We start from the raw sequence: 14120 nt of genomic DNA on the forward strand, positions 1-14120 counted from the left end.
TCTAGAGAAAGCAAGCCAATAGGTCAATTTCCAACCAGCCTTTCCTTATGGAAGGTACAAACCCGACGCTCGTCCAGGCGAGGCTTGCTCGTGCAGACAAACGGACGACAAAATGAAAAAAAGAAGAGACATATAAAAAGCTTTTCTGAAGAACTTATAACTCTTAAGTGGATAAGTATCTGTGGATAACCTTCTGCAGCCCTTTATTTTTGGGCTGTACAGAATTTCAAAACCTTGTCCACAAGGGGTGCGGCGCCTGTGCTGCGCGTGGGCAAAACGTGTGGATGAAATCGCTGCTTATCCACAGGGGAGTTATCAACAGGGCTCGACCTAGGGTTGTGCATAGCCCTCAAGTGCGGTTATCCACAGGGCTTATCCACCGGGCGATTGAGGTGTTTTGGTCGCTAAATGGCTGATTTGTCATAGCTCAGAATGTTTCCACATGTGGATAACTGAACGCTCGACCGGTACAATGGCGGTTTGTTTTTGCCTCATCCGGCTTTCAAACTCAGGGGATATCCGTGTCAGTGGAACTTTGGCAGCAGTGCGTGGAGCTTCTGCGCGATGAACTGCCTGCCCAGCAATTCAACACCTGGATCCGTCCGCTACAGGTCGAAGCCGAAGGCGACGAGTTGCGCGTCTATGCGCCTAACCGTTTCGTTCTCGATTGGGTGAATGAAAAGTACCTCGGCCGTCTGCTCGAACTGTTGGGTGAGAACGGCAGCGGCATCGCGCCTGCCCTTTCCTTATTAATAGGCAGCCGTCGTAGCTCCGCACCACGTGCCGCACCCAACGCCCCGGTCAGTGCCGCAGTGGCAGCGTCTCTTGCACAAAGCCAGCCGCAACCTACCGCTGCGCCAGCCGCCTTTGCCGAGCCGGTCACCGCCGCCGTGGCTGAACCTGTGCTGGTCAATGACAGCGCAGAGTCGTCATCACGTGACAGCTTCGATTCCATGGCCGAAAGCAACTCGGCGCCGGCCGCGAGCGGGCGCACCGAACAGCGCACCGTCCAGGTCGAAGGCGCGCTCAAGCACACCAGCTACCTGAACCGCACCTTTACTTTCGAAACCTTTGTCGAAGGTAAGTCGAACCAGTTGGCCCGCGCCGCTGCCTGGCAGGTGGCCGATAACCCCAAGCATGGCTACAACCCGCTGTTCCTTTATGGCGGTGTGGGTTTGGGCAAGACGCACCTGATGCACGCTGTGGGTAACCACCTGCTGAAGAAGAACCCGAATGCCAAGGTGGTCTACCTGCATTCCGAGCGCTTCGTAGCGGATATGGTCAAGGCGCTGCAGCTCAACGCAATCAACGAGTTCAAGCGTTTCTATCGCTCGGTCGACGCCTTGCTGATCGACGACATCCAGTTCTTTGCCCGCAAGGAGCGCTCGCAGGAAGAGTTTTTCCACACTTTCAACGCCTTGCTCGAAGGTGGCCAGCAGGTGATTCTCACCAGCGACCGCTACCCGAAGGAAATCGAAGGCCTGGAAGAGCGTCTGAAGTCGCGCTTCGGCTGGGGCCTGACGGTGGCCGTGGAGCCGCCGGAACTGGAAACCCGTGTCGCGATCCTGATGAAGAAGGCCGACCAGGCCAAGGTCGAGCTGCCGCACGACGCGGCGTTCTTCATCGCCCAGCGTATTCGCTCCAACGTGCGTGAACTGGAGGGCGCCCTGAAGCGGGTGATCGCCCACTCGCACTTCATGGGTCGCGATATCACCATCGAGCTGATTCGCGAATCGCTCAAGGATCTGCTGGCGCTGCAAGACAAGCTGGTGAGTGTGGATAACATTCAGCGCACCGTGGCCGAGTACTACAAGATCAAGATCGCCGATCTGTTGTCCAAACGCCGCTCGCGCTCTGTTGCGCGCCCGCGTCAGGTGGCCATGGCGTTGTCCAAGGAGCTGACCAACCACAGTCTGCCGGAGATCGGCGACATGTTTGGCGGCCGTGACCACACCACCGTGCTGCACGCCTGCCGCAAGATCAATGAATTGAAGGAATCCGACGCGGACATCCGCGAGGACTACAAGAACCTGCTGCGCACGCTAACGACCTGATGGCCGTCAGCCCAGCTAACTGAAGGCAAGGGACTAGACCATGCATTTCACCATTCAACGCGAAGCCCTGTTGAAACCCCTGCAACTGGTCGCCGGTGTCGTCGAGCGCCGCCAGACCTTGCCGGTCCTGTCCAACGTACTGCTGGTCGTACAAGGCCAGCAGCTGTCGTTGACCGGTACCGATCTGGAAGTCGAACTGGTAGGCCGCGTGCAACTGGAAGAGCCGGCTGAGCCCGGCGAAATCACTGTCCCGGCGCGTAAGCTGATGGACATCTGCAAGAGCCTGCCAAACGACGTTCTGATCGATATCAAGGTTGATGAGCAGAAGCTGTTGGTCAAGGCCGGCCGTAGCCGCTTTACCCTGTCGACCCTGCCGGCCAATGACTTCCCGACCGTGGAAGAAGGCCCGGGCTCGCTGACCTGCAACCTGGAGCAAAGCAAACTGCGCCGCCTGATTGAGCGCACCAGCTTCGCCATGGCCCAGCAGGATGTGCGCTACTACCTCAACGGCATGCTGCTGGAAGTGTCGCGCAACACCCTGCGTGCGGTGTCCACCGACGGCCACCGCTTGGCCCTGTGCTCGATGAGCGCAGCGATCGAGCAGGATGAGCGTCACCAGGTCATCGTGCCGCGCAAAGGTATCCTGGAGCTGGCGCGTCTGCTCACCGACCCTGAGGGGATGGTCAGCATCGTGCTGGGTCAGCATCACATTCGCGCGACCACCGGCGAGTTCACCTTTACTTCGAAACTGGTCGACGGCAAGTTCCCGGACTACGAGCGCGTGCTGCCCAAGGGCGGCGACAAGCTGGTGCTGGGCGATCGTCAGGCACTGCGTGAAGCGTTCAGCCGTACCGCGATTCTCTCCAACGAAAAGTATCGCGGTATCCGTCTGCAACTGGCGGCTGGCCAACTGAAGATTCAGGCCAACAACCCTGAGCAGGAAGAAGCTGAAGAAGAGATCAGCGTGGACTACGAAGGTAGCTCGCTGGAAATCGGCTTCAACGTCAGCTACCTGCTGGACGTGTTGGGCGTGATGACTACCGAGCAAGTTCGTCTGATTCTGTCCGACTCCAACAGCAGTGCGCTGCTGCAGGAAGCGGGCAATGACGATTCTTCCTATGTAGTCATGCCGATGCGCCTGTAACGTAGCAGGCCTAATGTCCCTTCGACGTATCATGGTCACCGCGGTGCGCAACCTGCACCCGGTGACACTCACACCCTCTCCCCGCATCAATATCCTCTACGGCGCCAACGGCAGCGGTAAGACCAGCGTGCTTGAAGCTGTGCACCTGCTCGGCCTGGCCCGTTCGTTCCGCAGCACCCGCCTGAACCCGGTCATTCAGTACGAGCAACCGGCGTGCACCGTATTTGGCGAAGTGCAGCTGGCCGAGGGCGGCACCAGCAACCTCGGTGTTTCACGGGAACGGCAGGGAGAGTTCACCATCCGCATCGATGGGCAGAATGCAAGGAGCGCAGCGCAACTGGCTGAACTACTGCCCTTGCAGCTCATCAACCCAGACAGTTTTCGGCTGTTGGAAGGAGCGCCGAAAATACGTCGGCAGTTCCTCGATTGGGGAGTGTTCCACGTGGAACCCCGATTCCTGCCTGCTTGGCAACGTCTGCAGAAGGCGCTGAGGCAGCGGAACTCGTGGTTGCGTCATGGTACACTTGACCCAGCTTCGCAAGCCGCCTGGGACCGGGAATTGTGCCTGGCCAGCGCGGAAATAGATGAATACCGTCGCAACTACATCAAGGCCTTGAAGCCCGTCTTCGAGCGAACCCTGAGCGAACTGGTCGAGTTGGACGGGTTGACCCTGAGCTACTACCGAGGCTGGGACAAGGACCGGGAACTGCAAGAAGTCCTCGCCTCCTCTCTCCTTCGTGATCAGCAGATGGGCCATACCCAGGCCGGCCCGCAGCGTGCTGATTTGCGTCTTCGTCTGGCTGCCAACAACGCAGCGGACATTTTGTCGCGCGGTCAGCAAAAGCTGGTGGTGTGTGCATTGCGCATTGCCCAGGGCCACCTCGTCAGCCAGGCTCGCCGCGGTCACTGTATTTATCTCGTGGATGACTTGCCGTCGGAACTGGACGACCAGCACCGCCGCGCATTGTGCCGCTTGCTTGAAGAATTACGCTGCCAGGTGTTCATCACCTGTGTAGATCACGAATTACTGAGGGAAGGCTGGCAAACGGAAACGCCAGTTGCTTTGTTCCACGTGGAACAGGGCCGTATCACCCAGACCCACGACCATCGGGAGTGAAGGCATGAGCGAAAATCAAACGTACGACTCCTCCAGCATCAAGGTGCTGAAAGGTTTGGATGCCGTGCGCAAGCGCCCCGGCATGTACATTGGCGACACCGATGATGGTAGCGGCCTGCACCACATGGTCTTCGAGGTGGTCGACAACTCGATCGACGAAGCCCTCGCGGGGCACTGCGATGACATCACCGTAATCATTCATACGGACGAATCGATCAGTGTGCGCGACAACGGTCGCGGCATTCCGGTTGACGTGCATAAAGAAGAAGGCGTTTCGGCAGCCGAGGTCATCATGACTGTGCTGCACGCCGGCGGTAAGTTCGACGACAACTCGTACAAGGTCTCTGGCGGCCTGCACGGCGTGGGCGTGTCGGTGGTCAATGCCCTGTCTGAAAAGCTGGTGCTCACCGTTCGCCGTAGCGGCAAGATCTGGGAACAAACCTACGTGCACGGTGTGCCGCAGGCACCGATGGCCGTGGTGGGCGACAGTGAAACCACCGGTACCCACATCCATTTCAAGCCTTCGGCAGAAACCTTCAAGAACATCCACTTCAGCTGGGACATCCTGGCCAAGCGTATCCGTGAGCTGTCCTTCCTCAACTCCGGCGTTGGCATCCTGCTGAAGGACGAGCGCTCGGGCAAGGAAGAGTACTTCAAATACGAAGGCGGCCTGCGTGCGTTCGTTGAATACCTGAACACCAACAAGACCCCGGTCAACTCCCAGGTGTTCCACTTCAATGTTCAGCGTGACGATGGCGTTGGTGTCGAAGTAGCGCTGCAGTGGAACGACAGCTTCAACGAAAACCTGCTGTGCTTCACCAACAACATTCCGCAGCGCGATGGCGGTACCCACCTGGTTGGCTTCCGCTCTTCCCTGACCCGTAGCCTCAACAACTACATCGAGCAGGAAGGCCTGGCCAAGAAGAACAAGGTCGCCACCACCGGTGATGATGCCCGTGAAGGCTTGACCGCGATCATCTCGGTAAAAGTGCCGGATCCGAAGTTCAGTTCCCAGACCAAGGACAAGCTGGTTTCCTCGGAGGTGAAAACCGCCGTGGAACAGGAAATGAACAAGTACTTTGCCGACTTCCTGTTGGAGAACCCCAACGAAGCCAAGGCCGTTGTCGGCAAGATGATCGATGCTGCCCGTGCCCGTGAAGCGGCGCGTAAAGCACGTGAAATGACTCGCCGCAAAGGCGCGCTGGATATCGCCGGCTTGCCGGGCAAACTGGCGGACTGCCAGGAGAAGGACCCTGCCCTTTCCGAACTGTACCTGGTGGAGGGCGACTCCGCAGGTGGCTCGGCCAAGCAAGGTCGTAACCGTCGTACCCAGGCGATCCTGCCGCTGGAGGGCAAGATCCTCAACGTCGAGAAAGCCCGTTTCGACAAGATGATCTCGTCCCAGGAGGTCGGCACGCTGATCACTGCGCTGGGCTGCGGTATCGGTCGTGAAGAGTACAACATCGACAAGCTGCGTTATCACAACATCATCATCATGACCGATGCTGACGTCGACGGTTCGCACATCCGTACCCTGTTGCTGACCTTCTTCTTCCGTCAGCTGCCGGAGCTGGTCGAGCGTGGCTACATCTACATTGCCCAGCCACCGCTGTACAAGGTGAAGAAAGGCAAGCAGGAGCAGTACATCAAGGACGACGAGGCCATGGAAGAATACATGACCCAGTCGGCCCTCGAAGACGCCAGCCTGCACCTGGACGAATCGGCGCCAGCCGTTTCCGGTGTGCAACTGGAAGCCCTGGTCAACGAGTTCCGCAGCGTGATGAAGACCCTCAAGCGTCTGTCGCGACTGTACCCGGAAGAGCTGACCGAGCACTTCATCTACCTGCCGGAAGTGACCCTGGAGCACCTGGGCGACCACGCCGTCATGCAGGCCTGGTTGGCGAGCTTCCAAGAGCGCCTGAACAACAGCCAGAAGTCGGGCCTGGCCTACAAGGCCAGCCTGCGCGAAGACAAAGAGCGTAATGTCTGGCTGCCGGAAGTGGAAATTACCTCCCACGGCTTGGCGAGCTACATCACCTTCAACCGCGACTTCTTCGGCAGCAACGACTACCGTACCGTGGTCAACATCGGTGCCAAGCTGTCCAGCCTGCTGGGCGAAGGCGCCTATGTTCAGCGTGGTGAGCGCCGCAAGGCCATCGTCGAGTTCAAGGAAGGCCTGGACTGGCTGATGAACGAGACCACCAAGCGCCACACCATCCAGCGCTACAAAGGGCTGGGTGAGATGAACCCGGATCAGCTGTGGGAAACTACCATGGACCCAACCGTCCGCCGTATGCTGAAGGTCACCATTGAAGATGCGATCGCTGCCGACCAGATCTTCAACACCCTGATGGGTGATGCGGTAGAACCGCGCCGTGAGTTCATTGAAAGCAATGCGCTGTCGGTATCGAACCTGGACTTCTGATCGGGTGTAGATAGACCGCCATAAAAAAACCCGCGTAAGCGGGTTTTTTTATGGCGGCTGATCCATGAAAGCTACGACAAGCCCAACGCCTTCAAGCGCCGATACAAGGTGCGTTCACTCATGCCGAGGTGACGGGCCAGTTCGCTGCGTGACCCCTGAAACTGTTCGAGCGCCTGCGCCAGCTCACCCAACTCATTGCGCCCGCGTCCTTTGCTGAACCCGCGAGCGTGTTCAGGGCCGACGTCTTCCGGAAAATGCTCTGGCCGGATCAGCCCGTCGTCGGCGAACAAGTGGGCCCTTTCCAGAATGTTGCGCAGCTCGCGGATGTTGCCCGGGAAGGGATGCAATTGAAGATGCTGCTGCGCTTCAACGCTCAGCCTGGATGCGGGTTTGCCAGGCATGCGCTGCAACAGGCTCTGGGCGAGCAATGGCAGGTCTTCCACACGCTCGCGCAAGGCGGGCAAGCGAATGGGAAAGCCGCTGATGCGGTAATACAGGTCTTCACGGAAAGTGCCCTCCGCCACCATCTGCTTCAAGGGTTTGTGTGTCGCCGATACCAGGCGGAAGTCCGAGTGCACGGTGCGCAGGCTGCCTACCGGGCGGAAGCTGCCGGACTCGATCAAGCGCAGCAGTTTGACCTGCATGGCCAATGGCACTTCACCGATTTCGTCGAGGAACAACGTGCCGCCATGGGCCGCTTCGGCCAGGCCGATCTTGCGTTGGTTGGCACCGGTGAAGGCGCCTTTCTCGTAGCCGAACAATTCGCTCTCGAACAGCGACTCGGTCAAGCCTGTGCAGTCGACCACCACCAAGGGGCCGTTGGCCCGTGGGCTGCCCATGTGGATCGCGCGGGCGAACAGTTCTTTACCGGTGCCCGACTCACCCTGGAGCAATACCGGGATTTGCGCCGGAGCCGCACGCTGCAGGCTGGCCAGTGCTGCCTTGAAGGCTGGCGCCCGTCCCACCAGGCCTTGTTGCTGAGGTTGTGCCGAGGCCAGGGTAACGGTGGTCAGGCGCTCGACGAATGCCACCACCCTGCCCTGTTCATCGAGGATGGGGCGCAGCTCGACATCCACGTGTTCCGGGCCGCGTGGTGTGTGGTGGATGTGCAGGACACGTTCCGGCACCTTGCTGTCCCAGGCCTTGCGCATCGGACAATGCTCTCCGGCCTGATCGCAAGGCACAGCGTAGTGATGGGACACGCGGTGACACTTCTCGCCCAGTGGCGCCTGCTGGTCACGGCCGAACAGTCGGCGGTAGGCCGCGTTGGCCGCGAGGATGTTGTAGTCGGTATCCAGCACGATCGTAGGCTGCGCATCGTGTTCGAGGTAGGAAACCAACGCTAGGATGAGGGAGTGGGATTCAGGCATGACGGCACCGAGGAATGACCGCTGCAGGGTAACAAGGACTGCCAAACACTGCCATTAGCTGACAGTCGACTGCCAGTGCAGCTGCCATATGGGCAAGGCATACGCCAGGACCGGCCGTTTTCATTGGCCTTTCGAGCAGAAAAACCCTGGCATGCATCTTGATAAACCTCCCGGCACTGCCTACGCCTCTACAAGGCGCGGTAGATAAATTGGAGAACGTGATGATCATCGGCAACAACCTTCACGTGGAAGCCTTCTTCGACAAGGCGACCTCGACCATCAGCTACCTGGTCATGGACGGCGAGACGCGCAAGTGCGCGTTGATCGACAGTGTCCTGGACTACGACCCCAAGTCCGGGCGCACCTGCACAGACTCCGCCGACTTGCTGATTGCCCGGGTCAAGGCGCTGGGTGCCGAGGTGCAGTGGGTATTGGAAACCCATGTACATGCCGACCACCTTTCCGCAGCGGCTTATCTGAAGGAAACACTGGGTGGCCATACCGCCATTGGTGCCCACATCACGCAGGTGCAGAAAGTCTTCGGGTCGCTGTTCAATGCTGAACCCGGCTTTGCTCGTGACGGTAGCCAGTTCGATGTGCTGCTCGAGGACGAAGAAGGCTTCCGTGTCGGAAACCTGCACGCCCGTGCCCTGCACACCCCCGGTCACACACCTGCCTGCATGAGCTATCTGTTCGAGGATGCGGGGGAAAAAGCGCTATTCGTTGGCGACACCCTGTTCATGCCCGACTACGGCACGGCGCGTTGCGACTTCCCCGGTGCCGATGCCCGCACCCTGTATCGTTCCATCCGCCGACTGCTGGCCTTCCCTGACCAGACCCAGCTGTTCATGTGCCACGACTACCTGCCAGGTGGGCGTGACATGCGCTACGTCACCACCGTGGCCGAACAGCGCGCCAGTAATATCCACATCCATCAAGGCATCGACGAGGACAGCTTCGTGACCATGCGCGAAGCCCGCGACAAGACGCTCGACATGCCTGTACTGATCCTGCCCTCGGTGCAGGTGAACATGCGCAGCGGCCATTTTCCCGAACCCGAGGAGAACGGTGTGAGCTACCTGAAGATCCCGCTGAACAAGCTCTGACCGCCCTGCCCCATTATCAGAAATTCAGGAAATACCTTCATGCCTGCCTTGTTGTCCTCAACCCATACCGATCACCATAAAGTGGTCATCGTCGGTGCCGGTGCCGCCGGTATCGCCACCGCTTCGAGCCTCATCAGCCGCGACCCTTCACTGGATATCGCCCTTATCGACCCTGCCGATGTGCACTACTACCAGCCTGGCTGGACCATGGTTGGCGCGGGTGTGTTCAACGCACCGAGCACCGCCCGCACCATGGCTTCGGCCATCCCGCGTGGTGTGCATTGGGTCAAGGCACGGGTCCAGGGCTTCGACCCGTCGGGCCAGCTGGTGATGCTCGAAGACGGCCGCGCCATCAGTTATGAACAGCTGGTGGTCTCCCCGGGCCTCAAGCTTGACTGGGAGGCCATTGCCGGGCTCAGCGAAACCCTGGGCCGCAATGGCGTGACCTCGAACTACCGTTACGACCTGGCGCCCTATACCTGGCAGCTGGTGCAAAACCTCAAGCAGGGCCGAGCGCTGTTCACCCAGCCGCCCATGCCGATCAAGTGCGCTGGCGCGCCGCAGAAAGCGCTGTACCTGTCCTGCGATCACTGGCTGCGCCACGGCCAGCTGGGCAATGTCAAAGCCAGCTTCTTCAATGCCGGGGCGGTGCTGTTCGGTGTCCCCGACTATGTGCCTGCGCTGATGGCCTACATCGACAAATACGGTGTCGACTTGAACTACAGTCACCGTCTGGTCGAGGTGGATGGCCCCAACAAGCGCGCGACGTTCGCCCGTACCCTCGCCGACGGCACCCGCGAAACCCGCACTGAAGCCTTCGACATGCTGCACGTGGTACCGCCGCAGGTTGCCCCCGAGTTCATTCGCCAAAGCCCGTTGGCCGATGCCGCTGGCTGGGTCGATGTCGACCCGCAGACCCTGCGCCATCGCAAGTTCTCCAATGTCCATGCCTTGGGTGACGTGGCCAACACCAGCAATGCCAAGACCGCTGCCGCGGCGCGCAAGCAGGCGCCGGTGGTGGCCAACAATGTGCTGGTGGCACTGGGCAGGCTGCCTACCCTGGCCCAGTACGATGGCTATGGTTCCTGCCCACTGACTGTCGAGCGCGGCAAGATCGTGCTGGCCGAGTTCACCTACGGCGGCAAGGTCGCGCCAAGCTTCCCGCGCTGGCTGCTCGATGGCCGCAAGCCTACCCGCCTGGCCTGGTTGCTCAAGGCGCGGGTGCTGCCACCGCTGTACTGGCAAGGCATGCTCAAGGGGCGTGAATGGATGGCGCGTCCACAGCCACTGGTCGAGGCCCGTCAGTGATCGAACATCAACTGCTGGGCGCCGGTCTCGGCGCCATCATCGGTGCGGTGCTGGCGCTGACCGGCGCTGGCGGCGGCATCCTGGCGGTGCCGCTGCTGGTGTTCGGCCTGGGTCTGTCGATGGTCGAAGCGGCGCCGATCGGGCTGCTGGCGGTGGGGCTGGCGGCGGCCGTGGGCGCGGTACTGGGTTTGCGTCAGGGGCTGGTGCGTTATCGCGCCGCCTTGTTCATCGCCCTGATCGGTATCGTTGCAGCGCCGTTCGGGCTGATGCTGGCCCACCGCTTGCCCAACACGCCCCTGGCCCTGGTCTTCGCCGCCGTGCTGGTTTATGCCTGCCTGCGCATCTGGCGCAAGGCGGCCAAGGAGCTGCGCGGTGAAACCGTTGATGCGCACCGGCTCATCGCGCCCTGCGTGCTCAACCCATTGCAGGGTCGCTTGCGCTGGACGTTGCCGTGCGCGCGAGCCTTGGCCTTCACGGGCGCGTTGTCCGGGCTATTGTCCGGCTTGCTGGGGGTGGGCGGCGGGTTCGTGATCATTCCTGCCTTGAATCGCTACACCAACTTGCGCATGACGAGCATCGTCTGCACATCGCTGGCAGTGATCGCCCTGGTCTCCATGGGCAGCGTGGTCAGCGCCAGCCTGGCGGGGGTGATGCACTGGCGGGTTGGCGCCCCGTTCGCCATCGGCGCGGTGCTCGGCTTGCTGGTAGCCCGGCCGCTGACCGCCAAACTCGCCGGGCCGCGATTGCAGCAGATGTTTGCCGTGGCCGGTTGGTCGGCGGCATTGCTACTGGCGGGCAAGGCGCTACTCGGCTAGCAATTCGCCTTGCTCTGCCGCGCACAGCGCCAGCAGGTAGTCCCAGACCACCCGCAGGCGCACCGACTTGTGCAGCTCGCGACGGGTACAGATCCAGTAGCTGCGCTGGATGGTTTCGCTGGGCAGGACGCGGACCAGCGTGGGGTCGCGGTGGGCCATGTAGTTGGGCAGCACGGCGATACCCAGCCCGGCGCGGGCAGCGGTTTGCTGGGCGATCACGCTGGTGCTGCGAAAGGCCACGTTGGGCGCCCGGCAGAAGCTGTTGAGGAACAGCAGCTCCTGACTGAACAGCAGGTCATCGACGTAGCCGATCCAGCTGTGCCGGGCCAGGTCCTCGCGGTTGCGCAGCGGTGGGGCGCGGTCCAGGTACGCCTGGCTGGCATACAGCGCCAGGCGATAGTCGGTGAGTTTTCGGGTGATCAGCAGGTCGGCGTTGGGCCGTTCCAGATGGATGCTGATCTCTGCTTCGCGGTTCAGGATGCTGACGAAGCGTGGCACGGCAACCAGTTCTACCTCAAGGCCCGGGTAGCGTTCGAACAGCTCGCTCATGCGCGGGGTGAAGAACATGATGCCGATGCCTTCGGTAACCCCCAGACGTATCTTGCCCAGTGGCGTGATGGCCTGGGTGATTTCTTCCTGCGCCAGCAGGGCAACGTTCTCCATGGCTTCGGCATGCTTGAGCAGGGCCTGGCCTGAGGAGGTCAGTTCGTAGCCTTGGGCATGTTGCACGAACAGCGGTGTGCCGAGGCTTTTCTCGATGCTTTCGATATGCCGGGCGACGGTGCTGTGGGTGGTGTTGAGGCGTTTGGCGGCGGTGAGCAAGCGGCCGCTGCGCTGTAACTCGAGGAAAAACCGCAGATCATTCCAGTCGAACATGCTGATCCCTTTGTGCTGTTCGTTCTGGCCCCATCGCCGGCAAGCCGGCTCCCACAGGGAGAAAACCACACCCCTTCTCTGTGGGAGCCGGCTTGCCGGCGAGAGGGCCAGTACAGGCTTACCGCTGTGCTAAAACGCACAACGGCTGCGCGAAATCTCGTGTTTCCTCAGCGAAATTAATCAATAAGATGTAGGACGACAAGAACAATAATCAGGCGCGAGGTTGCACATGCCGTCAGCCGATTCTGTCTTCGATTACGTGGTCGTAGGTGCCGGTCCCGCCGGTTGCCTGTTGGCCAATCGTTTGTCCGCCGACCCCTCTTGCCGGGTATTGCTGCTCGAAGCGGGCGGCCGCGACAACTACCCCTGGATTCATATCCCGGTCGGTTACCTCTATTGCATCGGCAACCCCCGCACCGACTGGTGCTTCAAGACTCAGGCACAAACCGGCCTGGGCGGTCGCAGCCTGGGTTATCCACGGGGCAAGGTGCTGGGTGGCTGCTCTTCCATCAACGGCATGATCTACATGCGCGGCCAAGCCGCCGACTATGACCGTTGGGCCGAGCAAGGCAACGATGGCTGGGCCTGGAAGGATGTGCTGCCGCTGTTCAAGGCCAGCGAAAGTCACTTTGCCGGCAGCAGCGAGCACCATGGCGGCAGCGGTGAGTGGCGGGTCGAGCGTCAGCGCTACAGCTGGCCAATCCTCGATGCCTTCCGTGATGCCGCCGAGCAGAGCGGCATTGGCAAGGTCGACGACTTCAACACGGGTGACAACCAAGGCTGTGGATACTTTCAGGTCAACCAGCGCAGCGGTGTGCGCTGGAATGCATCCAAGGCATTCCTGCGGCCGATAAAAGACCGCGCCAATCTCACCGTGCTTACCGATGTGCAGGTCGACCAGGTGCTGTTGAACAACACCCGCGCACGGGCGGTGAAAGCACGCTGGCAAGGCGCCTGGCATGAGTTTGCCGTGCGCCGCGAGATCATCCTGTGTGCCGGCGCCGTGGGTTCGCCTGGCATCCTGCAGCGCTCGGGTATCGGTCCGCGCACGCTGCTGGAAAGCCTGGGCATTGGCGTGCGCCACGACATGCCCGGTGTCGGCGGCAACCTGCAGGACCATCTGCAGCTGCGTCTGATCTACCAGATTCGCAACACCCGCACCCTCAACCAGATGGCCAACAGTCTGTGGGGCAAGATGGGCATGGGCCTGCGCTACCTGTATGACCGCAGCGGCCCGTTGGCCATGGCGCCAAGCCAGTTGGGCGCCTTCGTGCACTCGAGCCCCGAGCAGGCCACGGCCAACCTGCAATACCACGTCCAGCCGCTGTCCCTGGACCGCTTTGGCGAGCCGCTGCACCGCTTCCCGGCCTTTACCGCCTCGGTATGCAATCTGCGCCCGGCGAGCCGCGGACGTATCGACATCGCCAGCGCTGACATGAACAGCGCCCCGCTGATCGATCCCAATTACCTGAGCGACCCTCAGGACCTGCGCGTCGCCGCCGATTCCATTCGCCTCACCCGGCGCATCGTTCAGGCCCCTGCCCTCGCCGCGTTCGCCCCCGAGGAGTATTTGCCGGGCCCAGCGTTGCAGACGGAAGAAGAACTGTTCGAAGCCGCAGGCCAGATCGGCACCACCATTTTCCACCCGGTGGGCACCTGCCGCATGGGCAGCGGCGCGCTGGACGTTGTGGATAACCAGCTGCGTGTGCATGGCATACCCGGCCTGCGCGTGGCGGACGCCTCGATCATGCCGCAGATCACCTCCGGCAATACCTGTTCCCCCACCCTCATGATCGCCGAGAAGGCGGCGCAACTGATCCTAAAAGGAGCGGCTACCCAGACCTACCTAAACGAAGACGCGATACCGACGCCCTGACCCGGGTGCGTGCAGTACCGGCGGCTTGT

At 61.0% G+C, this 14120-nt stretch carries 10 protein-coding genes; 8 read left to right on the top strand and 2 right to left on the bottom strand.

The window, feature by feature from the left end:
• Positions 1-521 precede the first annotated feature (521 nt).
• From dnaA to gyrB, 4 genes are read left to right on the top strand one after another with little or no spacing between them, the layout of a single operon-like run.
• A complete protein-coding gene (gene dnaA, locus ACIPZG_RS12200; protein WP_400713849.1) occupies positions 522-2054 on the top strand; it encodes a chromosomal replication initiator protein DnaA in 1533 nt (510 codons plus the stop codon).
• A 40-nt stretch (positions 2055-2094) separates the two neighbouring features.
• Positions 2095-3198, top strand: coding sequence for a DNA polymerase III subunit beta (gene dnaN / locus ACIPZG_RS12205; protein WP_008092209.1), 1104 nt, complete (start codon positions 2095-2097; stop codon positions 3196-3198).
• Positions 3199-3211: 13 nt separating this feature from the next.
• Complete coding sequence (gene recF / locus ACIPZG_RS12210; RefSeq protein WP_176511753.1) at positions 3212-4315, top strand: DNA replication/repair protein RecF; 1104 nt, start codon at positions 3212-3214, stop codon at positions 4313-4315.
• 4 nt (positions 4316-4319) lie between these two features.
• Positions 4320-6740: a DNA topoisomerase (ATP-hydrolyzing) subunit B gene (gene gyrB / locus ACIPZG_RS12215; RefSeq protein WP_400713854.1), complete on the top strand. Its 2421-nt coding sequence runs from the start codon at positions 4320-4322 to the stop codon at positions 6738-6740.
• A 71-nt stretch (positions 6741-6811) separates the two neighbouring features.
• On the opposite strand, the gene ACIPZG_RS12220 is transcribed toward gyrB, so the two are convergent.
• Positions 6812-8110, bottom strand: coding sequence for a sigma-54 interaction domain-containing protein (locus tag ACIPZG_RS12220; protein ID WP_400713857.1), 1299 nt, complete (start codon positions 8108-8110; stop codon positions 6812-6814).
• Positions 8111-8331: 221 nt separating this feature from the next.
• Here ACIPZG_RS12220 and ACIPZG_RS12225 point away from each other — a divergent pair, with 221 nt between their 5' ends.
• From ACIPZG_RS12225 to ACIPZG_RS12235, 3 genes are read left to right on the top strand one after another with little or no spacing between them, the layout of a single operon-like run.
• A complete protein-coding gene (locus ACIPZG_RS12225; protein WP_400713860.1) occupies positions 8332-9216 on the top strand; it encodes an MBL fold metallo-hydrolase in 885 nt (294 codons plus the stop codon).
• Between the two features lie 39 nt (positions 9217-9255).
• Positions 9256-10524, top strand: a complete 1269-nt coding sequence (locus tag ACIPZG_RS12230) for an FAD/NAD(P)-binding oxidoreductase (RefSeq protein WP_400713863.1) — start codon at positions 9256-9258, stop codon at positions 10522-10524.
• Positions 10521-11339, top strand: coding sequence for a sulfite exporter TauE/SafE family protein (locus ACIPZG_RS12235; protein WP_400713866.1), 819 nt, complete (start codon positions 10521-10523; stop codon positions 11337-11339). The genes ACIPZG_RS12230 and ACIPZG_RS12235 overlap by 4 nt, the downstream gene beginning before the upstream one ends.
• On the opposite strand, the gene ACIPZG_RS12240 is transcribed toward ACIPZG_RS12235, so the two are convergent.
• The gene (locus ACIPZG_RS12240) at positions 11328-12215 is read right to left on the bottom strand and encodes a LysR family transcriptional regulator (protein ID WP_400713869.1); all 888 of its coding nucleotides are present in this window, start codon (positions 12213-12215) and stop codon (positions 11328-11330) included. The two genes, ACIPZG_RS12235 and ACIPZG_RS12240, sit on opposite strands and share 12 nt — an antisense overlap.
• Before the next feature lie 229 nt (positions 12216-12444).
• Here ACIPZG_RS12240 and ACIPZG_RS12245 point away from each other — a divergent pair, with 229 nt between their 5' ends.
• Positions 12445-14091: a GMC family oxidoreductase gene (locus ACIPZG_RS12245; protein WP_400713872.1), complete on the top strand. Its 1647-nt coding sequence runs from the start codon at positions 12445-12447 to the stop codon at positions 14089-14091.
• The last annotated feature ends 29 nt before the right edge of the window (positions 14092-14120 follow it).

The organism is Pseudomonas sp. NPDC089395, assembly GCF_044749525.1.
GTDB lineage: Bacteria > Pseudomonadota > Gammaproteobacteria > Pseudomonadales > Pseudomonadaceae > Aquipseudomonas.